Origin of the sequence: Bradyrhizobium jicamae, assembly GCF_018130215.1 — a bacterium.
Lineage (GTDB): Bacteria > Pseudomonadota > Alphaproteobacteria > Rhizobiales > Xanthobacteraceae > Bradyrhizobium > Bradyrhizobium jicamae_A.
In genome coordinates, this window is record NZ_JAFCKQ010000033.1 from 33356 (window position 1) to 51670 (window position 18315).

The 18315-nt window shown below is 63.9% G+C and carries 31 protein-coding genes; 1 reads left to right on the forward strand and 30 read right to left on the reverse strand.

Annotated features, from left to right (window positions below; genetic code table 11):
• The first annotated feature begins 55 nt into the window (after positions 1-55).
• Positions 56-1069: a zinc-binding alcohol dehydrogenase family protein gene (locus JQ586_RS27895; RefSeq protein WP_212397843.1), complete on the forward strand. Its 1014-nt coding sequence runs from the start codon at positions 56-58 to the stop codon at positions 1067-1069.
• Positions 1070-1077: 8 nt separating this feature from the next.
• Here JQ586_RS27895 and JQ586_RS27900 read toward each other — a convergent pair whose 3' ends face one another.
• The 30 genes from JQ586_RS27900 to tuf form a co-directional block, all read right to left on the reverse strand.
• Positions 1078-1377 (reverse strand): DUF1330 domain-containing protein, encoded by a 300-nt coding sequence (locus JQ586_RS27900; RefSeq protein WP_212397844.1) that lies wholly within the window; start codon positions 1375-1377, stop codon positions 1078-1080.
• A gap of 9 nt (positions 1378-1386) precedes the next feature.
• Positions 1387-2181 carry an SDR family NAD(P)-dependent oxidoreductase gene (locus JQ586_RS27905; RefSeq protein ID WP_212397845.1) on the reverse strand — a complete coding sequence of 265 codons (795 nt, stop codon included), beginning with the start codon at positions 2179-2181 and terminating at the stop codon, positions 1387-1389.
• A 147-nt stretch (positions 2182-2328) separates the two neighbouring features.
• Positions 2329-2745 carry a 50S ribosomal protein L17 gene (gene rplQ / locus JQ586_RS27910; RefSeq protein ID WP_212397846.1) on the reverse strand — a complete coding sequence of 139 codons (417 nt, stop codon included), beginning with the start codon at positions 2743-2745 and terminating at the stop codon, positions 2329-2331.
• A 122-nt stretch (positions 2746-2867) separates the two neighbouring features.
• Positions 2868-3899, reverse strand: coding sequence for a DNA-directed RNA polymerase subunit alpha (locus JQ586_RS27915; RefSeq protein ID WP_212397847.1), 1032 nt, complete (start codon positions 3897-3899; stop codon positions 2868-2870).
• Positions 3900-4002: 103 nt separating this feature from the next.
• Entirely contained in the window at positions 4003-4392 is a 390-nt protein-coding gene (gene rpsK / locus JQ586_RS27920; RefSeq protein ID WP_006021048.1) for a 30S ribosomal protein S11, read from the reverse strand.
• Between the two features lie 123 nt (positions 4393-4515).
• Positions 4516-4884, reverse strand: a complete 369-nt coding sequence (rpsM, locus tag JQ586_RS27925; protein ID WP_212397848.1) for a 30S ribosomal protein S13 — start codon at positions 4882-4884, stop codon at positions 4516-4518.
• Between the two features lie 190 nt (positions 4885-5074).
• Positions 5075-5914: an adenylate kinase gene (locus JQ586_RS27930; RefSeq protein ID WP_212397849.1), complete on the reverse strand. Its 840-nt coding sequence runs from the start codon at positions 5912-5914 to the stop codon at positions 5075-5077.
• Between the two features lie 73 nt (positions 5915-5987).
• Positions 5988-7319, reverse strand: coding sequence for a preprotein translocase subunit SecY (gene secY, locus JQ586_RS27935; RefSeq protein WP_212397850.1), 1332 nt, complete (start codon positions 7317-7319; stop codon positions 5988-5990).
• Positions 7320-7464: 145 nt separating this feature from the next.
• A complete protein-coding gene (rplO, locus tag JQ586_RS27940; protein ID WP_212397851.1) occupies positions 7465-7950 on the reverse strand; it encodes a 50S ribosomal protein L15 in 486 nt (161 codons plus the stop codon).
• A 21-nt stretch (positions 7951-7971) separates the two neighbouring features.
• The gene (gene rpmD / locus JQ586_RS27945) at positions 7972-8175 is read right to left on the reverse strand and encodes a 50S ribosomal protein L30 (protein WP_212397852.1); all 204 of its coding nucleotides are present in this window, start codon (positions 8173-8175) and stop codon (positions 7972-7974) included.
• Between the two features lie 39 nt (positions 8176-8214).
• Positions 8215-8790, reverse strand: coding sequence for a 30S ribosomal protein S5 (gene rpsE / locus JQ586_RS27950; protein ID WP_139862949.1), 576 nt, complete (start codon positions 8788-8790; stop codon positions 8215-8217).
• Positions 8791-8848: 58 nt separating this feature from the next.
• A complete protein-coding gene (rplR, locus tag JQ586_RS27955; RefSeq protein WP_212397853.1) occupies positions 8849-9208 on the reverse strand; it encodes a 50S ribosomal protein L18 in 360 nt (119 codons plus the stop codon).
• An 11-nt stretch (positions 9209-9219) separates the two neighbouring features.
• Positions 9220-9753, reverse strand: coding sequence for a 50S ribosomal protein L6 (gene rplF / locus JQ586_RS27960; protein WP_212397854.1), 534 nt, complete (start codon positions 9751-9753; stop codon positions 9220-9222).
• Between the two features lie 15 nt (positions 9754-9768).
• Positions 9769-10167, reverse strand: a complete 399-nt coding sequence (rpsH, locus tag JQ586_RS27965; RefSeq protein WP_212397855.1) for a 30S ribosomal protein S8 — start codon at positions 10165-10167, stop codon at positions 9769-9771.
• 14 nt (positions 10168-10181) lie between these two features.
• A complete protein-coding gene (rpsN, locus tag JQ586_RS27970; protein WP_212397856.1) occupies positions 10182-10487 on the reverse strand; it encodes a 30S ribosomal protein S14 in 306 nt (101 codons plus the stop codon).
• Positions 10488-10533: 46 nt separating this feature from the next.
• Positions 10534-11091, reverse strand: coding sequence for a 50S ribosomal protein L5 (gene rplE / locus JQ586_RS27975; RefSeq protein WP_212397857.1), 558 nt, complete (start codon positions 11089-11091; stop codon positions 10534-10536).
• Positions 11084-11398 (reverse strand): 50S ribosomal protein L24, encoded by a 315-nt coding sequence (gene rplX, locus JQ586_RS27980; protein WP_212397858.1) that lies wholly within the window; start codon positions 11396-11398, stop codon positions 11084-11086. The genes rplE and rplX overlap by 8 nt, the downstream gene beginning before the upstream one ends.
• The gene (gene rplN, locus JQ586_RS27985; protein WP_011473865.1) at positions 11398-11766 is read right to left on the reverse strand and encodes a 50S ribosomal protein L14; all 369 of its coding nucleotides are present in this window, start codon (positions 11764-11766) and stop codon (positions 11398-11400) included. Before rplN ends, rplX begins: the two co-directional genes overlap by 1 nt.
• Positions 11767-11841: 75 nt before the next feature.
• Positions 11842-12090 carry a 30S ribosomal protein S17 gene (gene rpsQ / locus JQ586_RS27990; RefSeq protein ID WP_066499426.1) on the reverse strand — a complete coding sequence of 83 codons (249 nt, stop codon included), beginning with the start codon at positions 12088-12090 and terminating at the stop codon, positions 11842-11844.
• Positions 12091-12100: 10 nt separating this feature from the next.
• On the reverse strand, positions 12101-12307 hold the full coding sequence (gene rpmC / locus JQ586_RS27995; protein ID WP_212397859.1) for a 50S ribosomal protein L29: 207 nt from the start codon (positions 12305-12307) through the stop codon (positions 12101-12103).
• Between the two features lie 5 nt (positions 12308-12312).
• Positions 12313-12726: a 50S ribosomal protein L16 gene (rplP, locus tag JQ586_RS28000; protein ID WP_212397860.1), complete on the reverse strand. Its 414-nt coding sequence runs from the start codon at positions 12724-12726 to the stop codon at positions 12313-12315.
• 30 nt (positions 12727-12756) lie between these two features.
• Complete coding sequence (rpsC, locus tag JQ586_RS28005) at positions 12757-13455, reverse strand: 30S ribosomal protein S3 (RefSeq protein WP_212397861.1); 699 nt, start codon at positions 13453-13455, stop codon at positions 12757-12759.
• 17 nt (positions 13456-13472) lie between these two features.
• Positions 13473-13859, reverse strand: a complete 387-nt coding sequence (gene rplV, locus JQ586_RS28010; protein ID WP_066499414.1) for a 50S ribosomal protein L22 — start codon at positions 13857-13859, stop codon at positions 13473-13475.
• 10 nt (positions 13860-13869) lie between these two features.
• Complete coding sequence (gene rpsS, locus JQ586_RS28015) at positions 13870-14148, reverse strand: 30S ribosomal protein S19 (protein ID WP_008136357.1); 279 nt, start codon at positions 14146-14148, stop codon at positions 13870-13872.
• A 12-nt stretch (positions 14149-14160) separates the two neighbouring features.
• On the reverse strand, positions 14161-14994 hold the full coding sequence (gene rplB / locus JQ586_RS28020) for a 50S ribosomal protein L2 (RefSeq protein WP_212397862.1): 834 nt from the start codon (positions 14992-14994) through the stop codon (positions 14161-14163).
• A 12-nt stretch (positions 14995-15006) separates the two neighbouring features.
• Positions 15007-15306, reverse strand: coding sequence for a 50S ribosomal protein L23 (locus JQ586_RS28025; protein WP_212397863.1), 300 nt, complete (start codon positions 15304-15306; stop codon positions 15007-15009).
• Positions 15303-15923 carry a 50S ribosomal protein L4 gene (gene rplD / locus JQ586_RS28030; RefSeq protein ID WP_212397864.1) on the reverse strand — a complete coding sequence of 207 codons (621 nt, stop codon included), beginning with the start codon at positions 15921-15923 and terminating at the stop codon, positions 15303-15305. Before rplD ends, JQ586_RS28025 begins: the two co-directional genes overlap by 4 nt.
• Before the next feature lies 1 nt (position 15924).
• On the reverse strand, positions 15925-16644 hold the full coding sequence (rplC, locus tag JQ586_RS28035) for a 50S ribosomal protein L3 (RefSeq protein ID WP_212397865.1): 720 nt from the start codon (positions 16642-16644) through the stop codon (positions 15925-15927).
• Positions 16645-16698: 54 nt separating this feature from the next.
• On the reverse strand, positions 16699-17007 hold the full coding sequence (gene rpsJ / locus JQ586_RS28040) for a 30S ribosomal protein S10 (RefSeq protein WP_002712302.1): 309 nt from the start codon (positions 17005-17007) through the stop codon (positions 16699-16701).
• An 86-nt stretch (positions 17008-17093) separates the two neighbouring features.
• The gene (tuf, locus tag JQ586_RS28045) at positions 17094-18284 is read right to left on the reverse strand and encodes an elongation factor Tu (protein ID WP_146991522.1); all 1191 of its coding nucleotides are present in this window, start codon (positions 18282-18284) and stop codon (positions 17094-17096) included.
• Positions 18285-18315 lie beyond the last annotated feature (31 nt).

Genomic DNA, 18315 nt, shown 5'->3' on the forward strand with positions numbered 1-18315 from the left:
TGAACGCTAGCGCGACAGTTAGATGGCAGGCAATTGCCACCAATGGAGAGAAGGCATGAAGGCCGTCGGATACCAGAAATCGCTGCCGATCGAGGCGGCGGACGCACTCGTCGATATCGAGATCGCAAAGCCGGAGCCGAAGGGACGCGACGTCAGAGTGGTTGTGAAGGCGGTCTCGGCCAATCCGGTCGATTACAAGGTCCGCAAGCGCGCGGCGCCGCCCGAGGGCGAATACAAGATCCTCGGCTTCGACGCCGCAGGCGTGGTCGACGCCGTTGGTCCTGATGTCAGCCTGTTCAAGCCGGGCGACGAGGTGTTCTATGCCGGCTCGATCCTGCGCCAGGGTACCAATTCGGAATTTCACCTCGTCGACGAACGTATCGTCGGCGCCAAGCCGAAATCGCTGTCGTACGCGCAGGCCGCCGCGCTGCCGCTGACCTCGATCACCGCCTGGGAGCTGCTGTTCGACCGGCTCGGTGCCGTGCCGGGCAAGAGCCTTGATGCGCGCACGCTGCTGATCACGGGCGGCGCCGGCGGCGTCGGCTCGATCCTGATCCAGCTCGCGCGCCGCCTCACCGGGCTGACCGTGGTTGCCACCGCAACGCGGCCGGAATCGCAAAAGTGGTGTCTCGATCTCGGCGCCCATGCCGTGATCGATCACTCCAAAGCGATGAAGGAGCAGATCGAAAGGTTGAAGCTGCCGCCGGTCGGCCTCGTCGCCAGCCTCACCTTCACCGAGCAGCACTACAAGGGCATCGCCGAGTTGATCGCGCCGCAGGGCAAGTTCGGCCTGATCGACGATCCCTCGGAGTTCAACGTCGCCGCGTTCAAGGGCAAGGCGGTGTCGGTTCACTGGGAATCGATGTTCACGCGCTCCTCGTTCCAGACATCAGACATGATCGCGCAGCATCACCTGCTCGACGACGTCGCCGACCTCATCGACAAGGGCGTGCTGCGCACGACGCTGGACCAGACCTTCGGCACCATCAACGCCGCCAACCTCAAGCGTGCGCACGCGCTGCTGGAGAGCGGCAAGTCGCGCGGCAAGATCGTGCTGGAGGGGTGGTAGCTTTCGCCCTACAAAGCTGGCGGCACGCCTTCCACAAACAACAGCCGCCGCTCCAGCGCTGACGCGCGGAGTTTCAGCGCCTCGGCGTATTCCGGCGACGCGTACCATTCCCGCAGGATCGTCATCGTCGGAAATTCGACGATGACGATCGCCTTCGGTGGCGGACCGCCCTCCACCACCTCGGCCGCGCCGCCGCGCGCGATGTAGCGCCCGCCATATTGCGCGATGGTCCTCGCCGCGAGCGCGCGATAGGCCTCGAACGCCTCGGCGTCGCGCATCTCGACTTCGGAGATCACGTAGGCCGGCAAGCGCCGCCCCTACGCAATCGTGTTGACGATGCCGCCCTCGGCGCGCAACGCGGCGCCGTTGGTCGCGGAGGCCTGTTTCGAGCAGACATACACGACGAGATTCGCGATCTCCTCGGTGCTGGCGAAGCGTTGCAGCAGCGAGGTGGGTCGGTGCTGCTTGACGAAGTTGGACGCCGCCTCCTCGATTGACTGGCCATTTTGTCTTGCGAGATCCTTCACGAAGGTCTCGACGCCCTCCGACATCGTCGGGCCCGGCAGCACGGAGTTCACGGTCACCGCCGTGCCACGCGTCAATTGCGCAAGCCCGCGCGCGATCGCGAGCTGCGCGGTCTTGGTGGTGCCGTAGTGGATCATCTCGGTCGGGATGTTGAGGCCGGACTCCGATGAGATGAAGACGATGCGGCCCCAGTTGCGCTTCAGCATGCCCTGCAAGTAGCCGCGCGACAGCCGCACGCCCGACATCACGTTGACCTCGAAGAAGCGGCTCCAGTCCTCGTCGGGAATCGCGAAGAAGTCCTTCGGCTCGAAGATGCCGGCATTGTTGACGAGGATGTCGACGTCAGGCAGCGCCGCGAGCAGCGCCTTGCAGCCGGCCGCCGTCGAGACGTCAGCGGCGATGCCGCGGACCCTGCTGTCAGGCACAGCCTTCGCGATGGACGCGACGGCGGCATCGACCTTGGCCTGGCCGCGACCGTTGACCACGACATCAGCGCCGGCCGCGGCAAGGCCCTTGGCGATGGCATGGCCGATACCCGCGGTCGAGCCGGTGACGAGCGCAGTCTTTCCGGAAAGGTCGATTTTCATGGGAGGTCTCCTGTGGGTGCAGCAGGAGATATTTGCGCGCCAACACGCGGCCGCAACCGGCACACCGCACGGGGCAGATGCGCAAATAAAAAACGGCGCCGCAAGGCGCCGTTTTCCAAGCCTTTCCGAAACCTGATCGAGACCGGCTTACGCCGCCTCGGCTTCCTTGTCCTGCACCGGACCGGAGTCCTGGCCCTTGGCGTCGACGTCGCGGTCGACGAACTCGATCACGGCCATCGCCGCGTTGTCGCCGTAGCGGAAACCGGCCTTGATGATGCGGGTGTAGCCGCCCTGGCGGTCCTTGTAGCGGGTCGCCAGCGTGTCGAACAGCTTCTTGACCTGGTCGACGTCGCGCAGCTCGGAGATCGCCTGACGGCGCAGCGACAGCCCGCCCTTCTTGCCGAGCGTGACGAGCTTCTCGACGATCGGCCGCAGCTCCTTGGCCTTGGGCAGCGTGGTGACGATCTGCTCGTGCTTGATCAGGGCCGCCGCCATGTTGGCGAACATCGCACGCCGATGCTCGGCCGTGCGGTTGAGCTTCCGGTGAACCTTGCCGTGACGCATTGACTTCTTCCTTCTTCAATTCTGTCGCGGTGGTTCAGCGACAAGTTTCTCAGGTGGGCTGCCTGCGTTCGCCCAATAAAAAGTCGTGGCCGGAAATCTCCGGCCACGACAATCAGAATCGATCAGTAGTGATCCTCGAAGCGCTTGGCGAGCTCGTCGATGTTCTCCGGCGGCCAGCCCGGCACTTCCATGCCGAGGTGCAGACCCATCTGGGCCAGCACTTCCTTGATCTCGTTGAGCGACTTGCGGCCGAAGTTCGGGGTGCGGAGCATTTCCGCTTCCGACTTCTGCACGAGGTCGCCGATGTAGACGATGTTGTCGTTCTTCAGGCAGTTTGCCGAACGCACCGACAGCTCGAGTTCGTCGACCTTCTTGAGGAATGCCGGGTTGAAGGCGAGATCGGGGATGATCTCCTGCGCGACTTCCTTGCGCGGCTCCTCGAAGTTGACGAACACGTTGAGCTGATCCTGCAGGATGCGCGCGGCATAGGCGACGGCATCCTCCGGCGAGATCGCGCCGTTGGTCTCGATCGTCATGGTCAGCTTGTCGTAGTCGAGGATCTGGCCCTCACGGGTGTTCTCGACCTTGTAGGAGACCTTGCGAACCGGCGAGAACAGGCTGTCGACCGGGATCAGGCCGATCGGGGCGTCCTCGGGACGGTTGCGCTCGGCGGCGACGTAGCCCTTGCCGGTCGTGACCGTGAACTCCATGCGGATCTCGGCGCCGTCGTCCAGCGTGCAGAGCTGCAGGTCGGGGTTGAGCACCACGACGTCGCCGACGGTCTGGATGTCGCCGGCGGTGACGGCGCCCGGGCCTTGCTTCTTCACGACCATGCGCTTGGGGCCTTCGCCCTGCATCTTGATCGCGATGTCCTTGATGTTGAGGACGATGTCGGTGACGTCCTCACGGACGCCGGCGATCGAGGAGAACTCGTGCAGCACGCCGTCGATGTGCACCGACTGCACCGCCGCGCCCTGCAGCGAGGACAGCAGGATGCGGCGCAGCGCGTTGCCGAGCGTCTGGCCGAAGCCACGCTCGAGCGGCTCGGCGACGACGGTGGCGAACCGGCTCGCGTCCGAGCCCGGCGTCACCTGCAGCTTGTTCGGTCGAATGAGTTCTTGCCAATTCTTCTGGATCGTCACTGTTTCACCCATGTGCCGGTGGAGTGGATGGACCCGGCGTTGGAGATCGCGGAACAGTCCGCGCGGTCAATTCCAAAAACGATCGCAGGGCGGCCGAGGCCGCCCGCGACTTCGATCAGACGCGCCGGCGCTTGCGCGGGCGGCAGCCATTGTGCGGGATCGTGGTCACGTCGCGGATCGAGGTGACGGTGAAGCCCGCAGCCTGCAGCGCGCGAAGCGCCGATTCCCGGCCCGAACCCGGGCCGGCCACTTCGACCTCCAGCGTGCGCATGCCGTGTTCCTGCGCCTTCTTGGAGACGTCTTCGGCCGCGACCTGCGCGGCATAGGGGGTCGACTTGCGCGAGCCCTTGAAGCCCATGGTGCCGGCGGACGACCAGGCGATCGTGTTGCCCTGCGCGTCGGTGATGGTGATGGTCGTGTTGTTGAACGACGAATTCACATGCGCGATGCCGGAGGCGATGTTCTTGCGTTCGCGACGGCGGACGCGGGTGGCTTCCTTGCCCATTTCTAACCTTTCCTGTGATCTCAAGCGCCGCCGTAGTGCCAGCGGCTACACCAAAAAAACGAATGGCGAGTGGTGAATAGCGAATGGATCAATCCGCTATTCCCTACCCGCTGTTCGCGAATCTTACTTCTTCTTGCCGGCGATCGCCTTGGCCGGCCCCTTGCGCGTACGCGCATTGGTGTGGGTGCGCTGGCCGCGCACCGGCAGACCGCGGCGATGACGCAGGCCGCGATAGCAGCCGAGGTCCATCAGCCGCTTGATGTTGATGCCGACCTCGCGACGCAGATCGCCCTCGACCAGATAGTCGCGGTCGATGACTTCGCGGATCTGCAGCACTTCCTGGTCGGTCAGCTGGCTGACGCGACGGTCGAGCGGAATCTTCACCTTCTCCATGATTTCGGCGGCGTTCTTCTGGCCGATGCCATGGATGTACTGAAGCGCGATCAGCACGCGCTTGTTGGTCGGAATGTTGACGCCGGCAATACGGGCCACGGACTTCTCTCCTGTCGCCGATCCCTCACGGATACGGACTGCTCAAGTTCTTGCTACTGCGGGCTTGTGTCCACAAACGCGAACACGACGCCCTTCCCCTCATGTCCTTCGGGGCCCGGCATCGTCATAAAACTATCCAACTTGGATGCGGGGCTTATTAAAGGATTCATGTCGGTTTCGTCAACCGCTCCTAGCGCTTAGCTCGCTTTTTCGTGAGCTTTTTTGCAGGCTTTTTGGCGGCTTTCGCCCCCTTCCGGGCACTTGCGGCGCGGGCGACCTTCTTTGCGGGCTTCTTTGCCGCTTTTGCCTTGGAGACCGCCTTGGCGGCCTTCCGGGCCGATCCTGTGGCCTTTTTGGCCGATTTGACCGGTTTCTTGGCTGCCTTCTTGGCCGTCTTGGCGGCCTTCACGCTTTTGGCAGGCTCGTGGTCCTTCGGTTCCAGCGCACCGATGGCGCCAAGGATCCGGTTGATATCGCGGGTGACGTGCTCGATGGTCATCATTCCATCGACGGTCAGGAGCTTGCGCCGCTCGGAGTAGTAGTGAATCAGCGGCTCGGTCAGGGAGCGGTACTGGGCCAGGCGCTTGCTCAGCACCTCCGGCGTATCGTCGAGCCGCACCTCCTCGCCGCGCGCCCGGGTCTCCTCGGCACGCTTCTCGACGCGATCCAATAGCGCGCTCTCGTTGACGCGGAGCTCGACGACGGCATCGAGCTTGAGGTGCTTCTTCTTCAGGAGCTCATCCAGCGCCGCCGCCTGCGGCACCGTGCGCGGGAACCCGTCGAGGATGAAGCCCTTCCTGGCGTCGTCCTGCTCGATGCGGTCGGCGATGATACCCACCACGACCTCGTCGGGGACGAGGCCTCCATTGGACATGATCTCCCTGGCCTGCAGACCGATCGGAGTTCCAGCGGCCACCGCGGCACGGAGCATTTCGCCGGTCGAGAGCTGAACGATGCCGTGCTTGTGGACCAGCCGCTGCGCCTGGGTTCCCTTGCCCGAGCCCGGCGGCCCCAAAAGGATCAATCTCATGACTATTTCGCCCCCCGGCTAGGTGAGCGAAAGCCGCGCACCCGTGTTTTGAGTTTGGAACGGCCGCCCGTGATCAGCGACGACGGCCCCTGAGCTTCGACTTCCTGATCAGCCCTTCATACTGATGGGCGAGCAGATAGCCCTGAACCTGCGCCACCGTGTCCATCGTAACGCTGACGACGATCAGCAGCGAAGTGCCACCAAAGTAGAAGGGCACCGAGGCGTAGGAAATCAGAATCTCGGGAATCAGGCAGACGATCGCCAGATAAATCGCGCCAAGCACCGTGATGCGCGACAGCACGTAGTCGATATATTCCGCGGTGCGCTCGCCGGGTCGGATGCCCGGGATGAAGCCGCCGTGCTTCTTCAGGTTGTCCGCGGTCTCGGTCGGGTTGAACACGATCGCGGTGTAGAAGAAGGCGAAGAACACGATCAGCGCCAGATAGAGCACCAGGAACAGCGGGCGGCCATGGGCGAGCTGGGTGGTGATCCACTGCAGCCACTCCGGCCCCTTGCCGGCGTTGAAGTTCGCAACCGTGGTCGGCAGCAGCAGCAGCGACGAGGCGAAGATCGGCGGAATCACGCCCGAGGTGTTGAGCTTGAGCGGCAGATGCGAGGACTGGCCCTCGAACATCTTGTTGCCCACCTGGCGCTTCGGATACTGGATCAGCAGCCGGCGCTGGGCGCGCTCCATGAACACGATGAAGGCGATCACGGCGATCGCCATGACGATGACGATCAGGATCAGGCCGGTCGACATCGCGCCCTGGCGGCCGAGTTCCAGCATGTTGGCGAGCGCCGATGGCAGTTCGGCGACGATGCCGGACAGGATGATCAGGGAGATGCCGTTGCCGATGCCGCGCGAGGTGATCTGCTCGCCGAGCCACATCAGGAACATGGTGCCGCCGGTCAGCGTGACCGCGGTCGAGAGGCGGAAGAACAAGCCGGGGTCGCTGACGACATTGCCGGCGCCCTCGAGGCCGACCGCGATACCGTAGGACTGGAACGCGGCCAGGATCACCGTCAGATAGCGGGTGTACTGGTTCAGCGTCTTGCGGCCCGCCTCGCCTTCCTTCTTCAGCGACTCCAGCTGCGGCGAAACCGTCGTCAGCAGCTGGATGATGATCGATGCCGAGATGTACGGCATGATGTTCAGCGCGAAGATCGCCATGCGGTGAATGCCGCCGCCGGCGAACATGTTGAACATGCCGAGGATGCCGCCCGCCTGGGTGCGGAACACCTGTTCCCAGATGTTGGGATCGATGCCCGGCAGCGGGATGTAGGTGCCGAGCCGATAAACAAGCAGCGCACCCAGCGTGAACCAGATGCGCTTCTTCAGCTCGTCGGCCTTGCCGAGCGCTGCAAAATTCAGGTTGGCTGCAAGTTGTTCGGCTGCTGAGACCATGTTTCGGCTTTCTCCCGGAGCCCCCTTCGCCGAGGTCCCGGCAGGACCATCGGCAGACGCCGGACATTATCTGGTGCTCGGCCTCGATAAGTCCATTACTCGATCGGCGGATTGCCCGCGGAGGCCGCGGGCAATGACGCAGATGTTACGCCGCCGCGCCTTCTTCCTTGGCGGGCGCCAGGACCTTGACCGAGCCGCCGGCCTTCTCGACCGCGGCAATGGCCGACTTGGAGGCGCCGTGCACCTCGATGGTCAGCTTGGCCTTGATCTCGCCACGGCCGAGCAGCCGGAGGCCGTCCTTGGCGCGGCGCAGCACGCCGGCCTTGACCAGCGATTCGGCGGTCACGGTCGCGGTCGTGTCGACCAGCTTGTTGTCGATCGCTTCCTGCAGACGGTCGAGATTGATCTCGGCGAAGTCGAGCCGGAAGATGTTGTTGAAACCGCGCTTCGGCAGACGGCGATGCATCGGCATCTGGCCGCCTTCGAAACCCTTGATACGGACGCCGGAACGCGCGGTCTGGCCCTTGCCGCCGCGGCCCGACGTCTTGCCCTTGCCGGAACCGATGCCGCGACCGACACGCATGCGCTTCTTGCGCGAGCCGGCGTTGTCGGCGATATCGCTGAGCTTCATCGCCCTTCTCCTATGTCTTGCTTACTCGCCGATAACGCGGACGAGGTGATGGACCTTGTTGATCATGCCGCGAACCTCAGGGGTGTCCCGCAGTTCGGAAACCCGGCCGATCTTGTTGAGCTTGAGGCCGATCAGCGTCGAACGCTGCGAGTGATGGCGGCGGATTGCGCTGCCGATCTGCTCGACCTTGATCGTTTTGCTGGCCGTCTCGTTGGCCTTGGCCATGACAGTAACTCCAAATAGCGCGCAGGCTTGTCGCGCGGGTTATTCCGCCACCGCTTCGGCGTCGCCGCCGACGCGGCGCGACTGCAGGGTGGAGACCTTGATGTTGCGGCGCGCGGCCACCGATCGCGGCGAATCCTGATGCTTCAGCGCGTCGAAAGTGGCGCGAACCATGTTGTAGGGATTCGACGAGCCGATCGACTTCGCCACCACGTCCTGGATGCCGAGCGTCTCGAACACCGCGCGCATCGGGCCGCCGGCGATGATGCCGGTACCGGCCGGAGCGGCACGCAGGTAGACCCGGCCGGCGCCGTGACGGCCGGCGATGTCGTGATGCAGCGTGCGGCCCTCGCGCAGTGCGACGCGGGTCAGGTTGCGCTTGGCCGATTCGGTCGCCTTGCGGATCGCCTCGGGCACTTCGCGCGCCTTGCCGTGGCCGAAACCGACCCGGCCCTTCTGGTCGCCGATCACGACCAGCGCCGCAAAGCCGAAGCGCTTGCCGCCCTTGACGACCTTCGCCACGCGATTGATGTGGACGAGCTTGTCGACGAACTCGCTGTCGCGCTCCTCGCGCTCCCTGCTCCGTTCGCGTCCGCCGCGTTCGCGTTCACCTGCCATGGTGTTTTCCAATCTCTAGGAGGCCTTGCGCCTCTTTCCTCGTAATCGTTCGAATGGTTTAGAAGCTCAATCCGCCTTCGCGGGCCGCATCCGCGAGCGCCTTGACGCGCCCGTGATAGATGTAGGCGCCGCGATCGAACACGACTTCCTTGACACCCTTCTGCGCCGCCCGCTCGGCGAGCAGCTTGCCCACCGCCTTGGCCGCGTCGATGTCGGCGCCGGTCTTGCCGGCATCGCGCATCGACTTCTCCAGCGACGAGGCCGAGGCCAGCGTCTCGCCCTTCAGGTCGTCGATGACCTGGGCGTAGATGTGCTTGGACGAGCGGAACACCGACAGCCGCGGACGGCCGCCTGCCGAGCGGCGAAGCGCAAGGCGCACGCGCTGCTTGCGCCGGGCATTCGTAACCTTCAGTGACATGACCGGCTCCGTTACTTCTTCTTGCCTTCCTTGCGGAAGATGAATTCGTTGGCGTACTTCACGCCCTTGCCCTTGTACGGCTCCGGCGGACGGTAGGCGCGGATCTCGGCGGCGACCTGGCCGACGCGCTGCGGATCGTTGCCGGTGATCGTGATCTCGGTCGGCTTCGGCACCGCGATGGTGATGCCTTCCGGGATCGCGTAGATCACGTCGTGGCTGTAGCCGAGCGCGAGCTGCAGGTTCTTGCCCTGCATCGCGGCGCGGTAGCCGACGCCGGTGATCTCGAGCTTCTTCTCGAAGCCCTTGGTGACGCCCTCGACGAGGTTGGCGACCTGCGCGCGCGCGGTGCCGTACAGCGCCTGCGCACGGTTGGTCTCGACGCGCGGGGCGACCTTGATCTGGCCGTTCTCGAACTTCACCTCGACGTCGTCATGTACGACGAACTGAAGCTGGCCTTTCGGCCCCTTCATCTTCACCGTCTGGCCTTCCACGGTCGCCGTCACACCCGACGGGATCGCCACCGGCCGCTTGCCGATACGTGACATCGCAAAAATCCTTCCTCAGAACACCGTGAAGAGAACTTCGCCGCCCACATTGGCGTCGCGCGCCTCGTGGTCGGCCATGATTCCCTTCGGCGTCGACAACACCGAAATGCCGAGACCGTTGTTCACGCGCGGCAGGTTCTTCACCGAGGCGTAAACGCGGCGGCCCGGCTTCGACACCCGCTCGATCTCGCGGATGACGGGTTCGCCGTCAAAATACTTCAGCTCGATCTCGAGCTCGCTGCGGCCCGAGGCATGCTCGACGCTGGCATAGCCACGGATGTAGCCCTCGGCCTTCAGCACCTCGAGCACGTTGGCGCGCATCTTCGAGCCCGGGCTCGAGACCTTGGACTTCGAACGCATCTGCGCGTTGCGGATGCGGGTGATGAGATCGGAGATCGGATCGTGCGTAGACATGGTTACGACCCTCCTTACCAGCTCGACTTCACGAGCCCGGGAACCAGGCCCTTGGAGCCGAGTTCACGCAGCGCGATGCGCGAGAGCTTGTTCTTGCGGTAGTTCGAGCGCGGTCGGCCGGTCAGCTCGCAGCGGTTGCGGATCCGCACCGGCGACGAGTTGCGCGGCATCTCGGCGAGCTTCAGCGTCGCCGCGAAGCGCTCTTCCATCGGCTTGGTCTTGTCGGCGATGATCGCCTTCAGCTTCTCGCGGCGCGGAGCGGCGTTCTTCGCCATCCGCTTGCGCCGGTTGTTCTTCTCGACTGAACTCTTCTTTGCCATGCTTGGCTCCTGGGTATCCGCGTTTGAGTGGCTGCTGGTCAGCTACTCACTGCCGGAACGGGAAATTGAATGCGGTCAACAAGGCACGCGCCTCGTCGTCGGTCTTGGCGGTGGTGCAGACGGTGATGTCCATGCCACGCGCTTCCGAGACCTTGTCGAAGTCGATCTCGGGGAAAATGATGTGCTCCTTGATGCCGAGCGAATAGTTGCCGCGGCCGTCGAAGCTCTTCGGGTTCAGGCCGCGGAAGTCGCGGACGCGGGGCAGCGCCACGTTCACCAGGCGGTCGATGAACTCGTACATATGGGTCTTGCGCAGCGTGACCTTGCAGCCGATCGGCTGGTTCTCACGCAGCTTGAAGGTCGCGATCGCAATGCGCGAATAGGTCACGATCGCCTTCTGGCCGGCGATCTGGGTCAATTCGGCGGCGGCGGTCTCGGCCTTCTTGCGGTCGTTGACGGACTCGCCGACGCCCATGTTGAGCACGACCTTGTCCAGGCGCGGAACCTGCATCACGTTGGCATAGCCGAACTTCTCGGTCATCATGCCGCGGATCTTCTTGTCATACTCCGCGCGCAGGCGCGGCACGTAAGCTGTATCAGCCATCGATCTCTGCTCCCGAGCTCTTGGCAACACGAACCTTCTTGCCATCGGCCTGAATCTTGAATCCAACGCGGGTCGGCTTTCCGTCCTTGCCGACATACGCGATGTTGGACAGGTGGATCGGCGCCTCCTTGGAGATGATGCCGCCCTCCTGGGACTGGGTCTGCTTCTGGTGACGCTTCACCAAATTGATGCCGCGCACGAGAGCCTTGTTCTCGTCCGGACGCACCTCGAACACCTCGCCGGTGCGGCCCTTGTCGCGGCCGGTCAGCACGATCACCTTGTCGCCCTTGCGGATCTTGGCAGCCATCACAGCACCTCCGGCGCGAGCGAAATGATCTTCATGTGGTTCTTGGCGCGAAGCTCGCGCGGCACCGGCCCGAAGATACGGGTGCCGACCGGCTCCGACTGGTTGTTGATCAGCACGGCGGCGTTGCGGTCGAAACGGATGACCGAACCGTCGGCGCGGCGGATGTCCTTGCGGACCCGGACCACGACGGCCTTCATCACGTCGCCCTTCTTCACCTTGCCGCGCGGAATGGCTTCCTTGATCGACACAACGATAACGTCGCCCACGGTGGCATAGCGGCGCTTGGAACCTCCAAGAACCTTGATGCACATGACACGGCGTGCGCCAGAATTATCGGCCACGTCGAGGTTGGTCTGCATCTGAATCATTGATGCACCTCGTCCTCTTTCTGCGCTTTAGCGCGCTCAAAATTTCCCTGAATTGCCTCGGCCAAGCCGAAGTAATCAGGCCGTTTTCTTGTGTTCGCCCCGGACCACGGTCCAGCGCTTCAGCTTCGAGATCGGCTTCGATTCCTCGATCCAGACCATGTCGCCAGGCTTGAACTGGTTGTTCTCGTCGTGCGCGTGGTAGTTCTTGGAACGGCGGATCGTCTTCTTGTAGATCGGATGGGTGAAGCGGCGATCGACGCGCACCACCACCGTCTTGGCTTGCTTGTCGCTGACGACCACGCCCTGCAGAGTACGTTTCGGCATAGCTGGCCCCTTACTTCTTCTTCGCGCGCTGCTGGGCAGCGACGGTCTTGATACGAGCGATATCGCGGCGGGCTTCCCGCATCCGCGAGGTGTTCTCGAGCTGTCCGGTGGCGCGCTGGAAGCGCAGGTTGAAGCGTTCCTTCTTCAGGTTGAGGATCGCGTCTTCCCGCTGGTCGTCGCTCATCGCGCGAATGTCTTCAACTTTCATCTCGGCCATGGCGATTACTCCGCAATGCGCGCAACGAAGCGCGTCTTGATCGGCAGCTTGGCGGCGGCGAGCGACAGTGCCTCCCTGGCGGTCTGCACCGTTACGCCGTCGATCTCGAACATCACGCGGCCCGGCTTGACCCGGACCACCCACAATTCCGGCGAGCCCTTGCCGGAGCCCATGCGGACTTCGGCCGGCTTCTTCGACACCGGCACGTCGGGGAACACACGGATCCAGACGCGGCCGGCGCGCTTCATGTGACGGGTCAGCGCGCGGCGGGCGGCTTCGATCTGACGTGCGGTGACGCGCTCAGGCTCCATCGCCTTCAGGCCGAACTGGCCGAACGCCAACGTCGCGCCAGAGGTCGCAACGCCGTGGATACGGCCCTTATGCGCCTTCCGGAACTTCGTTTTCTTAGGTTGCATCATGGCTTCAAGCCCTCAAATTCCTGCTTTGCCTCAGGCGGCGTCGCGACGCGAACGCGGCGTGTCACCCTCGGCCATCTTCTTGTCCTGGGCCATCGGATCGTGCTCGAGGATCTCGCCCTTGAAGATCCAGACCTTGACGCCGCAGGTGCCGAAGGTCGTGAACGCGGTGGCAACGCCGTAATCGACGTCGGCGCGCAGCGTGTGCAGCGGCACGCGACCCTCGCGGTACCACTCCATGCGCGCGATTTCGGCGCCGCCGAGACGGCCGGAGCAGTTGATGCGGATGCCTTCCGCACCGAGGCGCATCGCCGACTGCACGGCGCGCTTCATGGCGCGGCGGAACGCGACGCGGCGCTCGAGCTGCTGGGCGATCGATTCGGCGACCAGGGTCGCGTCGAGCTCCGGCTTGCGGATTTCGACGATGTTGATCACGACGTCGGACGAGGTGATGTCGGCGACCTTCTTGCGCAGCTTGTCGATGTCGGCGCCCTTCTTGCCGATCACCACGCCCGGACGCGCCGAGTGGATGGTCACGCGGCACTTCTTGTGCGGACGCTCGATCACGATGCGGGCGACGGCCGCCTGCTTGAGCTCCTTGTGCAGGATCTCGCGGATCTTGACGTCTTCGTGCAGCAGCTTGCCGTATTCCTGCTTGCCGGCGAACCAACGGGAGTCCCAGGTCCGGTTGATGCCGAGACGCAGCCCGATTGGATTGATCTTTTGACCCATCGTCTTCTCCTGCGCCCTTAAGCGCTTGCCTCGGCCTCGACCTGACGAACCACGATGGTCAGGTGCGAGAACGGTTTGTACACACGGCCCGAACGGCCACGGCCGCGCGGAGCAAAGCGCTTCATCACGATGCCGTTGCCGACATGCGCCTCGGCGACGACGAGGTCGTCGACTTCGAGGTCATGGTTGTTCTCGGCGTTGGCGATCGCCGATTCCAGGCACTTCTTGACGTCGACCGCGATCCGCTTGCGCGAGAACTGCAGGTCGGCGAGCGCCGCCGACGCCTTGCGGCCGCGGATCAGCTGCGCCACCAGGTTGAGCTTCTGCGGGCTGACGCGCAGCATGCGGGCGACGGCCTTGGCCTCATTGTCCGCGAGGCTACGTTCGCGCTTTGGTTTGCTCATCGTCTAATCCTCAAGCCTTCTTGGCTTTCTTGTCGCCCGAGTGGCCATGGAAGGTCCGGGTCGGCGAGAACTCGCCGAACTTGTGACCCACCATTTCCTCGTTGACGGCCACCGGCACGTGCTTCTGGCCGTTGTAGACGCCGAACGTCAGACCGACGAACTGCGGCAGGATGGTCGAGCGACGGCTCCAGATCTTGATGACGTCGTGACGGCCGGACGCGCGTGCGGCATCTGCCTTCTTGAGCAGAGAACCTTCGACGAACGGGCCTTTCCAGACTGAACGAACCATGTCCGGCGTTCCTTACTTCTTCCGCTTGTGGCGGCTTAGGAGAATGAATTTGTTGGTCGACTTGTTGGTGCGGGTCTTCTTGCCCTTGGTCGGCTTGCCCCACGGGGTGACCGGGTGGCGACCGCCCGAGGTGCGACCTTCACCACCGCCGTGCGGGTGATCGATCGGGTTCATGACGACGCCGCGGTTGTGCGGGCGCCAGCCGAGCCAGCGGGTGCGACCGGCCTTGCCGATCGAGATGTTCATGTGATCGGGGTTCGAGACCGCGCCGATCGTGCCGCGGCAACGGCCGTGCACGAGACGCTGCTCGCCCGAGTTCAGGCGGACGATCACGTAGTCCTGGTCGCGGCCGACGATCTGGGCGTAGGTACCGGCGGAGCGCGCCAGCTGGCCGCCCTTGCCGATCTTCAGCTCGATGTTGTGCACGATCGTGCCGACCGGCATGTTGCCGAGCGGCATGACGTTGCCGGGCTTGACGTCGACATGGTTGCCGGCAACCACGGTGTCGCCTGCGGCGAGACGCTGCGGCGCCAGGATGTAGGCCTGCTCGCCGTCCTGATACTTGATCAGGGCGATGAAGGCGGTGCGGTTCGGATCATACTCGAGCCGCTCCACGGTCGCCGGCACGTCCACCTTGTCGCGGCGGAAGTCGACGGTGCGGTAGGCCTTCTTGTGGCCGCCGCCGCGGAAGCGCACGGTGATGCGGCCGGTGTTGTTGCGACCGCCCTTACCGAGCTTGCCCTCGGTCAGCGCCTTCACCGGCTTGCCCTTGTAGAGCGCCGAACGATCGACCATGACCAGCTGGCGCTGGCCCGGCGTCGTGGGATTGTAGGTTTTCAATGCCATCGTCGTTACGCCTTATAGTCCGGTCGTCACGTCGATCCGGTGGCCCTCTTCCAGGGTCACGATCGCGCGCTTGGTGTCCGACTGCGAGCCGAGATTGCCGCGGAACACCTTGGTCTTGCCCTTGCGAACGAGGGTGTTGACGCTCTTCACCTTGACGTCGAACAGCTTCTCGATCGCTTCCTTGATCTGCGGCTTGGTCGCGTTGTGCGCGACCTTGAACAGAACCTTGTTGTGCTCGGAAGCGATCGTCGCCTTTTCCGTCACGACGGGGGCAACGATCACGTCGTAATGGCGCGGGTCGATATTCTTCATTTGAAGCGCGCCTCCAGCGCATCAACCGCAGCCTTGGTCAGCACCAGCTTGTGGCGGCGGAGAATGTCATAGACGTTGATGCCCTGGATCGGCAGCACGTCGATGTTGGGGATGTTGCGGGCCGCGGTCGCGAAACCGGTGTTCAGCTCGGCACCGTCGATGATCAGCGCGTTGGTGAGCCCGAGGCCGGAGAAGTGACCGACCAGAGCCTTGGTCTTGGCTTCCTTCACCGCGGCACTGTCGATCACGATCAGCCCGCCGTCCTTGGCCTTGGCCGACAGCGCATGCTTCAGCGCGAGCGCGCGCACCTTCTTCGGCAGGTCGGTCGCATGCGAGCGCACGACCGGACCGAACGCACGGCCACCGCCGCGGAACTGCGGCACGCGGGCCGAGCCGTGACGAGCGCCGCCGGTGCCCTTCTGCTTGTACATCTTCTTGCCGGTGCGCCAGACGTCGGCGCGGCCCTGGGCCTTGTGCGTGCCGGCCTGACGCTTGTTGAGCTGCCATTGCACGCAGCGCTGGATGATGTCCGCACGCGGCTCCAGACCGAAGATCGCGTCCGAGAGCTCAACGGAGCCCGCGTCCTTGCCTTCAAGGGTCGTGACTTTCAGTTCCATCTCACGCACCCTCCTTCTCGGCGGCAGCCTCGACAGCCTCGCCGCCGGCAACCTTGAACTTGCCGGGCTTCGGGGCTTCCTTCGGCAGCGGCTTCTTCACCGCGTCGCGCACCGAGATCCAGCCGCCCTTGGAGCCGGGAACGGCACCTTCGACGAGGATCAGGCCGCGCTCGACGTCGGTCTGCACCACGCGCAGATTCAGCGTGGTGATGCGATCGACACCCATGTGGCCGGGCATCTTCTTGTTCTTCCAGGTCTTGCCGGGGTCCTGACGGCCACCGGTCGAACCGATCGAGCGGTGCGAGATCGACACACCGTGGGTGGCGCGCAGACCGCCGAAATTCCAGCGCTTCATGCCGCCGGCGAAACCCTTACCGACCGAGGTGCCGGTCACGTCGACAAACTGGCCAACCACGAAATGGTCCGCCTGGATTTCAGCGCCGACCGGGATCAGCGCGTCCTCGGACACGCGGAACTCGGCGACCTTGCGCTTCGGCTCGACCTTGGCGACGGCGAACTGGCCACGCTCGGCCTTGGGCATGTAGACGGTCTTGCGGGCGCCCGCGCCGACCTGAAGGGCGACGTAGCCGTTCTTCTCGGTCGTGCGGTGGCCCAGCACCTGGCAGTTGCCCAGCTTCAGCACGGTCACAGGGATATGCTCGCCGGCCTCCGTAAAGACCCGCGTCATCCCGACCTTTTGTGCGATCACTCCGGAGCGCATCGGCGTGCTTCCTGTCTTTCTGTCCGCAACCCGCGGACGTAAAAATCCAAAACCTTAGAGCTTGATCTCGACGTCGACACCGGCGGCCAGGTCGAGCTTCATCAGCGCATCGACGGTCTGTGGGGTCGGGTCGACAATGTCGAGGAGGCGCTTGTGGGTGCGCATCTCGAATTGCTCGCGGCTCTTCTTGTCGACGTGCGGCGAACGGTTGACGGTGAACTTCTCGATGCGGGTCGGCAGCGGAATGGGTCCGCGAACCTGCGCACCGGTGCGCTTCGCCGTGTTCACGATCTCGCGGGTCGACGTATCGAGGATCCGATGGTCGAACGCCTTGAGACGGATGCGAATGTTTTGGCCGTTCATTGCCGTATTCTTTCTTTAGTGAGTGGCGAGTAGCGAATAGCGAATGGATCGACCCACTCGCTACTCGCCATTCCCTATTCGCGTACTTACTCGATGATGGCGGCGACGACGCCGGCGCCGACGGTGCGGCCGCCCTCGCGGATCGCGAAGCGCAGCTTCTCTTCCATCGCGATCGGCACGATCAGGTGCACTTCCATCGCGATGTTGTCGCCCGGCATCACCATCTCGGTGCCTTCGGGCAGGTGCACGACGCCGGTCACGTCGGTGGTGCGGAAGTAGAACTGCGGACGGTAGTTCGTGAAGAACGGGGTGTGACGACCGCCTTCTTCCTTGGTGAGGATGTAGGCCTCGGCCTTGAACTTGGTGTGCGGCTTGACCGAGCCGGGCTTGCACAGCACCTGGCCACGCTCGACTTCCTCGCGCTTGGTGCCGCGGAGCAGCGCTCCGATGTTGTCGCCGGCCTGACCCTGATCGAGCAGCTTGCGGAACATTTCGACGCCGGTGACGATGGTCTTCTGGGTGTCGCGGATGCCGACGATTTCGATTTCCTCGCCGACCTTGATCACGCCGCGCTCGACGCGGCCGGTGACCACGGTGCCGCGACCCGAGATCGAGAACACGTCTTCAACCGGCATCAGGAACGGCTGGTCGATCGGACGCTCCGGCTGCGGGATGTACTCGTCGACATTGCGCATCAGCTCGAGGATGGCGTCGTGACCGAGCTTCTTGTCCTTGTCTTCGAGGGCGGCGAGCGCCGAACCCTTGATGATCGGAATGTCATCGCCGGGGAACTCGTACTTCGAGAGCAGTTCGCGAACTTCCATCTCGACGAGCTCGAGCAGCTCCGGATCATCGACCATGTCGCACTTGTTGAGGAACACGACGAGCGCGGGAACGCCGACCTGGCGGGCGAGCAGGATGTGCTCGCGGGTCTGCGGCATCGGGCCGTCGGCAGCCGACACGACCAGGATCGCGCCGTCCATCTGGGCAGCACCGGTGATCATGTTCTTGACGTAGTCGGCGTGGCCGGGGCAGTCGACGTGGGCATAGTGACGATTGGTCGTCTCGTACTCGACGTGAGCGGTCGAAATCGTGATGCCGCGCGCCTTCTCTTCCGGCGCCTTGTCGATCTGGTCGTAGGCGGTGAACGTCGCGCCGCCGGTTTCTGCGAGCACCTTGGTGATCGCTGCGGTCAGCGAGGTCTTGCCATGGTCGACGTGACCGATGGTACCGATGTTGCAGTGCGGTTTGTTACGTTCGAATTTTGCTTTGGCCATTTGACTCTCCGTTCAATCGTTGACTGCCGTC

What these genes read in the sequence shown, in the direction of transcription:
- JQ586_RS27895 (WP_212397843.1), top strand. Translation starts at nt 56, where the DNA reads ATGAAGGCCGTCGGATACCAGAAATCGCTGCCGATCGAGGCGGCGGAC.
- JQ586_RS27905 (WP_212397845.1), bottom strand. Translation starts at nt 2,181, where the DNA reads ATGAAAATCGACCTTTCCGGAAAGACTGCGCTCGTCACCGGCTCGACC.
- rplQ (WP_212397846.1), bottom strand. Translation starts at nt 2,745, where the DNA reads ATGCGTCACGGCAAGGTTCACCGGAAGCTCAACCGCACGGCCGAGCAT.
- JQ586_RS27915 (WP_212397847.1), bottom strand. Translation starts at nt 3,899, where the DNA reads ATGGGTGAAACAGTGACGATCCAGAAGAATTGGCAAGAACTCATTCGA.
- rpsK (WP_006021048.1), bottom strand. Translation starts at nt 4,392, where the DNA reads ATGGGCAAGGAAGCCACCCGCGTCCGCCGTCGCGAACGCAAGAACATC.
- JQ586_RS27930 (WP_212397849.1), bottom strand. Translation starts at nt 5,914, where the DNA reads ATGAGATTGATCCTTTTGGGGCCGCCGGGCTCGGGCAAGGGAACCCAG.
- secY (WP_212397850.1), bottom strand. Translation starts at nt 7,319, where the DNA reads ATGGTCTCAGCAGCCGAACAACTTGCAGCCAACCTGAATTTTGCAGCG.
- rplO (WP_212397851.1), bottom strand. Translation starts at nt 7,950, where the DNA reads ATGAAGCTCAGCGATATCGCCGACAACGCCGGCTCGCGCAAGAAGCGC.
- rpmD (WP_212397852.1), bottom strand. Translation starts at nt 8,175, where the DNA reads ATGGCCAAGGCCAACGAGACGGCCAGCAAAACGATCAAGGTCGAGCAG.
- rpsE (WP_139862949.1), bottom strand. Translation starts at nt 8,790, where the DNA reads ATGGCAGGTGAACGCGAACGCGGCGGACGCGAACGGAGCAGGGAGCGC.
- rplR (WP_212397853.1), bottom strand. Translation starts at nt 9,208, where the DNA reads ATGTCACTGAAGGTTACGAATGCCCGGCGCAAGCAGCGCGTGCGCCTT.
- rplF (WP_212397854.1), bottom strand. Translation starts at nt 9,753, where the DNA reads ATGTCACGTATCGGCAAGCGGCCGGTGGCGATCCCGTCGGGTGTGACG.
- rpsH (WP_212397855.1), bottom strand. Translation starts at nt 10,167, where the DNA reads ATGTCTACGCACGATCCGATCTCCGATCTCATCACCCGCATCCGCAAC.
- rpsN (WP_212397856.1), bottom strand. Translation starts at nt 10,487, where the DNA reads ATGGCAAAGAAGAGTTCAGTCGAGAAGAACAACCGGCGCAAGCGGATG.
- rplE (WP_212397857.1), bottom strand. Translation starts at nt 11,091, where the DNA reads ATGGCTGATACAGCTTACGTGCCGCGCCTGCGCGCGGAGTATGACAAG.
- rplX (WP_212397858.1), bottom strand. Translation starts at nt 11,398, where the DNA reads ATGGCTGCCAAGATCCGCAAGGGCGACAAGGTGATCGTGCTGACCGGC.
- rplN (WP_011473865.1), bottom strand. Translation starts at nt 11,766, where the DNA reads ATGATTCAGATGCAGACCAACCTCGACGTGGCCGATAATTCTGGCGCA.
- rpsQ (WP_066499426.1), bottom strand. Translation starts at nt 12,090, where the DNA reads ATGCCGAAACGTACTCTGCAGGGCGTGGTCGTCAGCGACAAGCAAGCC.
- rpmC (WP_212397859.1), bottom strand. Translation starts at nt 12,307, where the DNA reads ATGGCCGAGATGAAAGTTGAAGACATTCGCGCGATGAGCGACGACCAG.
- rplP (WP_212397860.1), bottom strand. Translation starts at nt 12,726, where the DNA reads ATGATGCAACCTAAGAAAACGAAGTTCCGGAAGGCGCATAAGGGCCGT.
- rpsC (WP_212397861.1), bottom strand. Translation starts at nt 13,455, where the DNA reads ATGGGTCAAAAGATCAATCCAATCGGGCTGCGTCTCGGCATCAACCGG.
- rplV (WP_066499414.1), bottom strand. Translation starts at nt 13,859, where the DNA reads ATGAGCAAACCAAAGCGCGAACGTAGCCTCGCGGACAATGAGGCCAAG.
- rpsS (WP_008136357.1), bottom strand. Translation starts at nt 14,148, where the DNA reads ATGGTTCGTTCAGTCTGGAAAGGCCCGTTCGTCGAAGGTTCTCTGCTC.
- rplB (WP_212397862.1), bottom strand. Translation starts at nt 14,994, where the DNA reads ATGGCATTGAAAACCTACAATCCCACGACGCCGGGCCAGCGCCAGCTG.
- JQ586_RS28025 (WP_212397863.1), bottom strand. Translation starts at nt 15,306, where the DNA reads ATGAAGAATATCGACCCGCGCCATTACGACGTGATCGTTGCCCCCGTC.
- rplD (WP_212397864.1), bottom strand. Translation starts at nt 15,923, where the DNA reads ATGGAACTGAAAGTCACGACCCTTGAAGGCAAGGACGCGGGCTCCGTT.
- rplC (WP_212397865.1), bottom strand. Translation starts at nt 16,644, where the DNA reads ATGCGCTCCGGAGTGATCGCACAAAAGGTCGGGATGACGCGGGTCTTT.
- rpsJ (WP_002712302.1), bottom strand. Translation starts at nt 17,007, where the DNA reads ATGAACGGCCAAAACATTCGCATCCGTCTCAAGGCGTTCGACCATCGG.
- tuf (WP_146991522.1), bottom strand. Translation starts at nt 18,284, where the DNA reads ATGGCCAAAGCAAAATTCGAACGTAACAAACCGCACTGCAACATCGGT.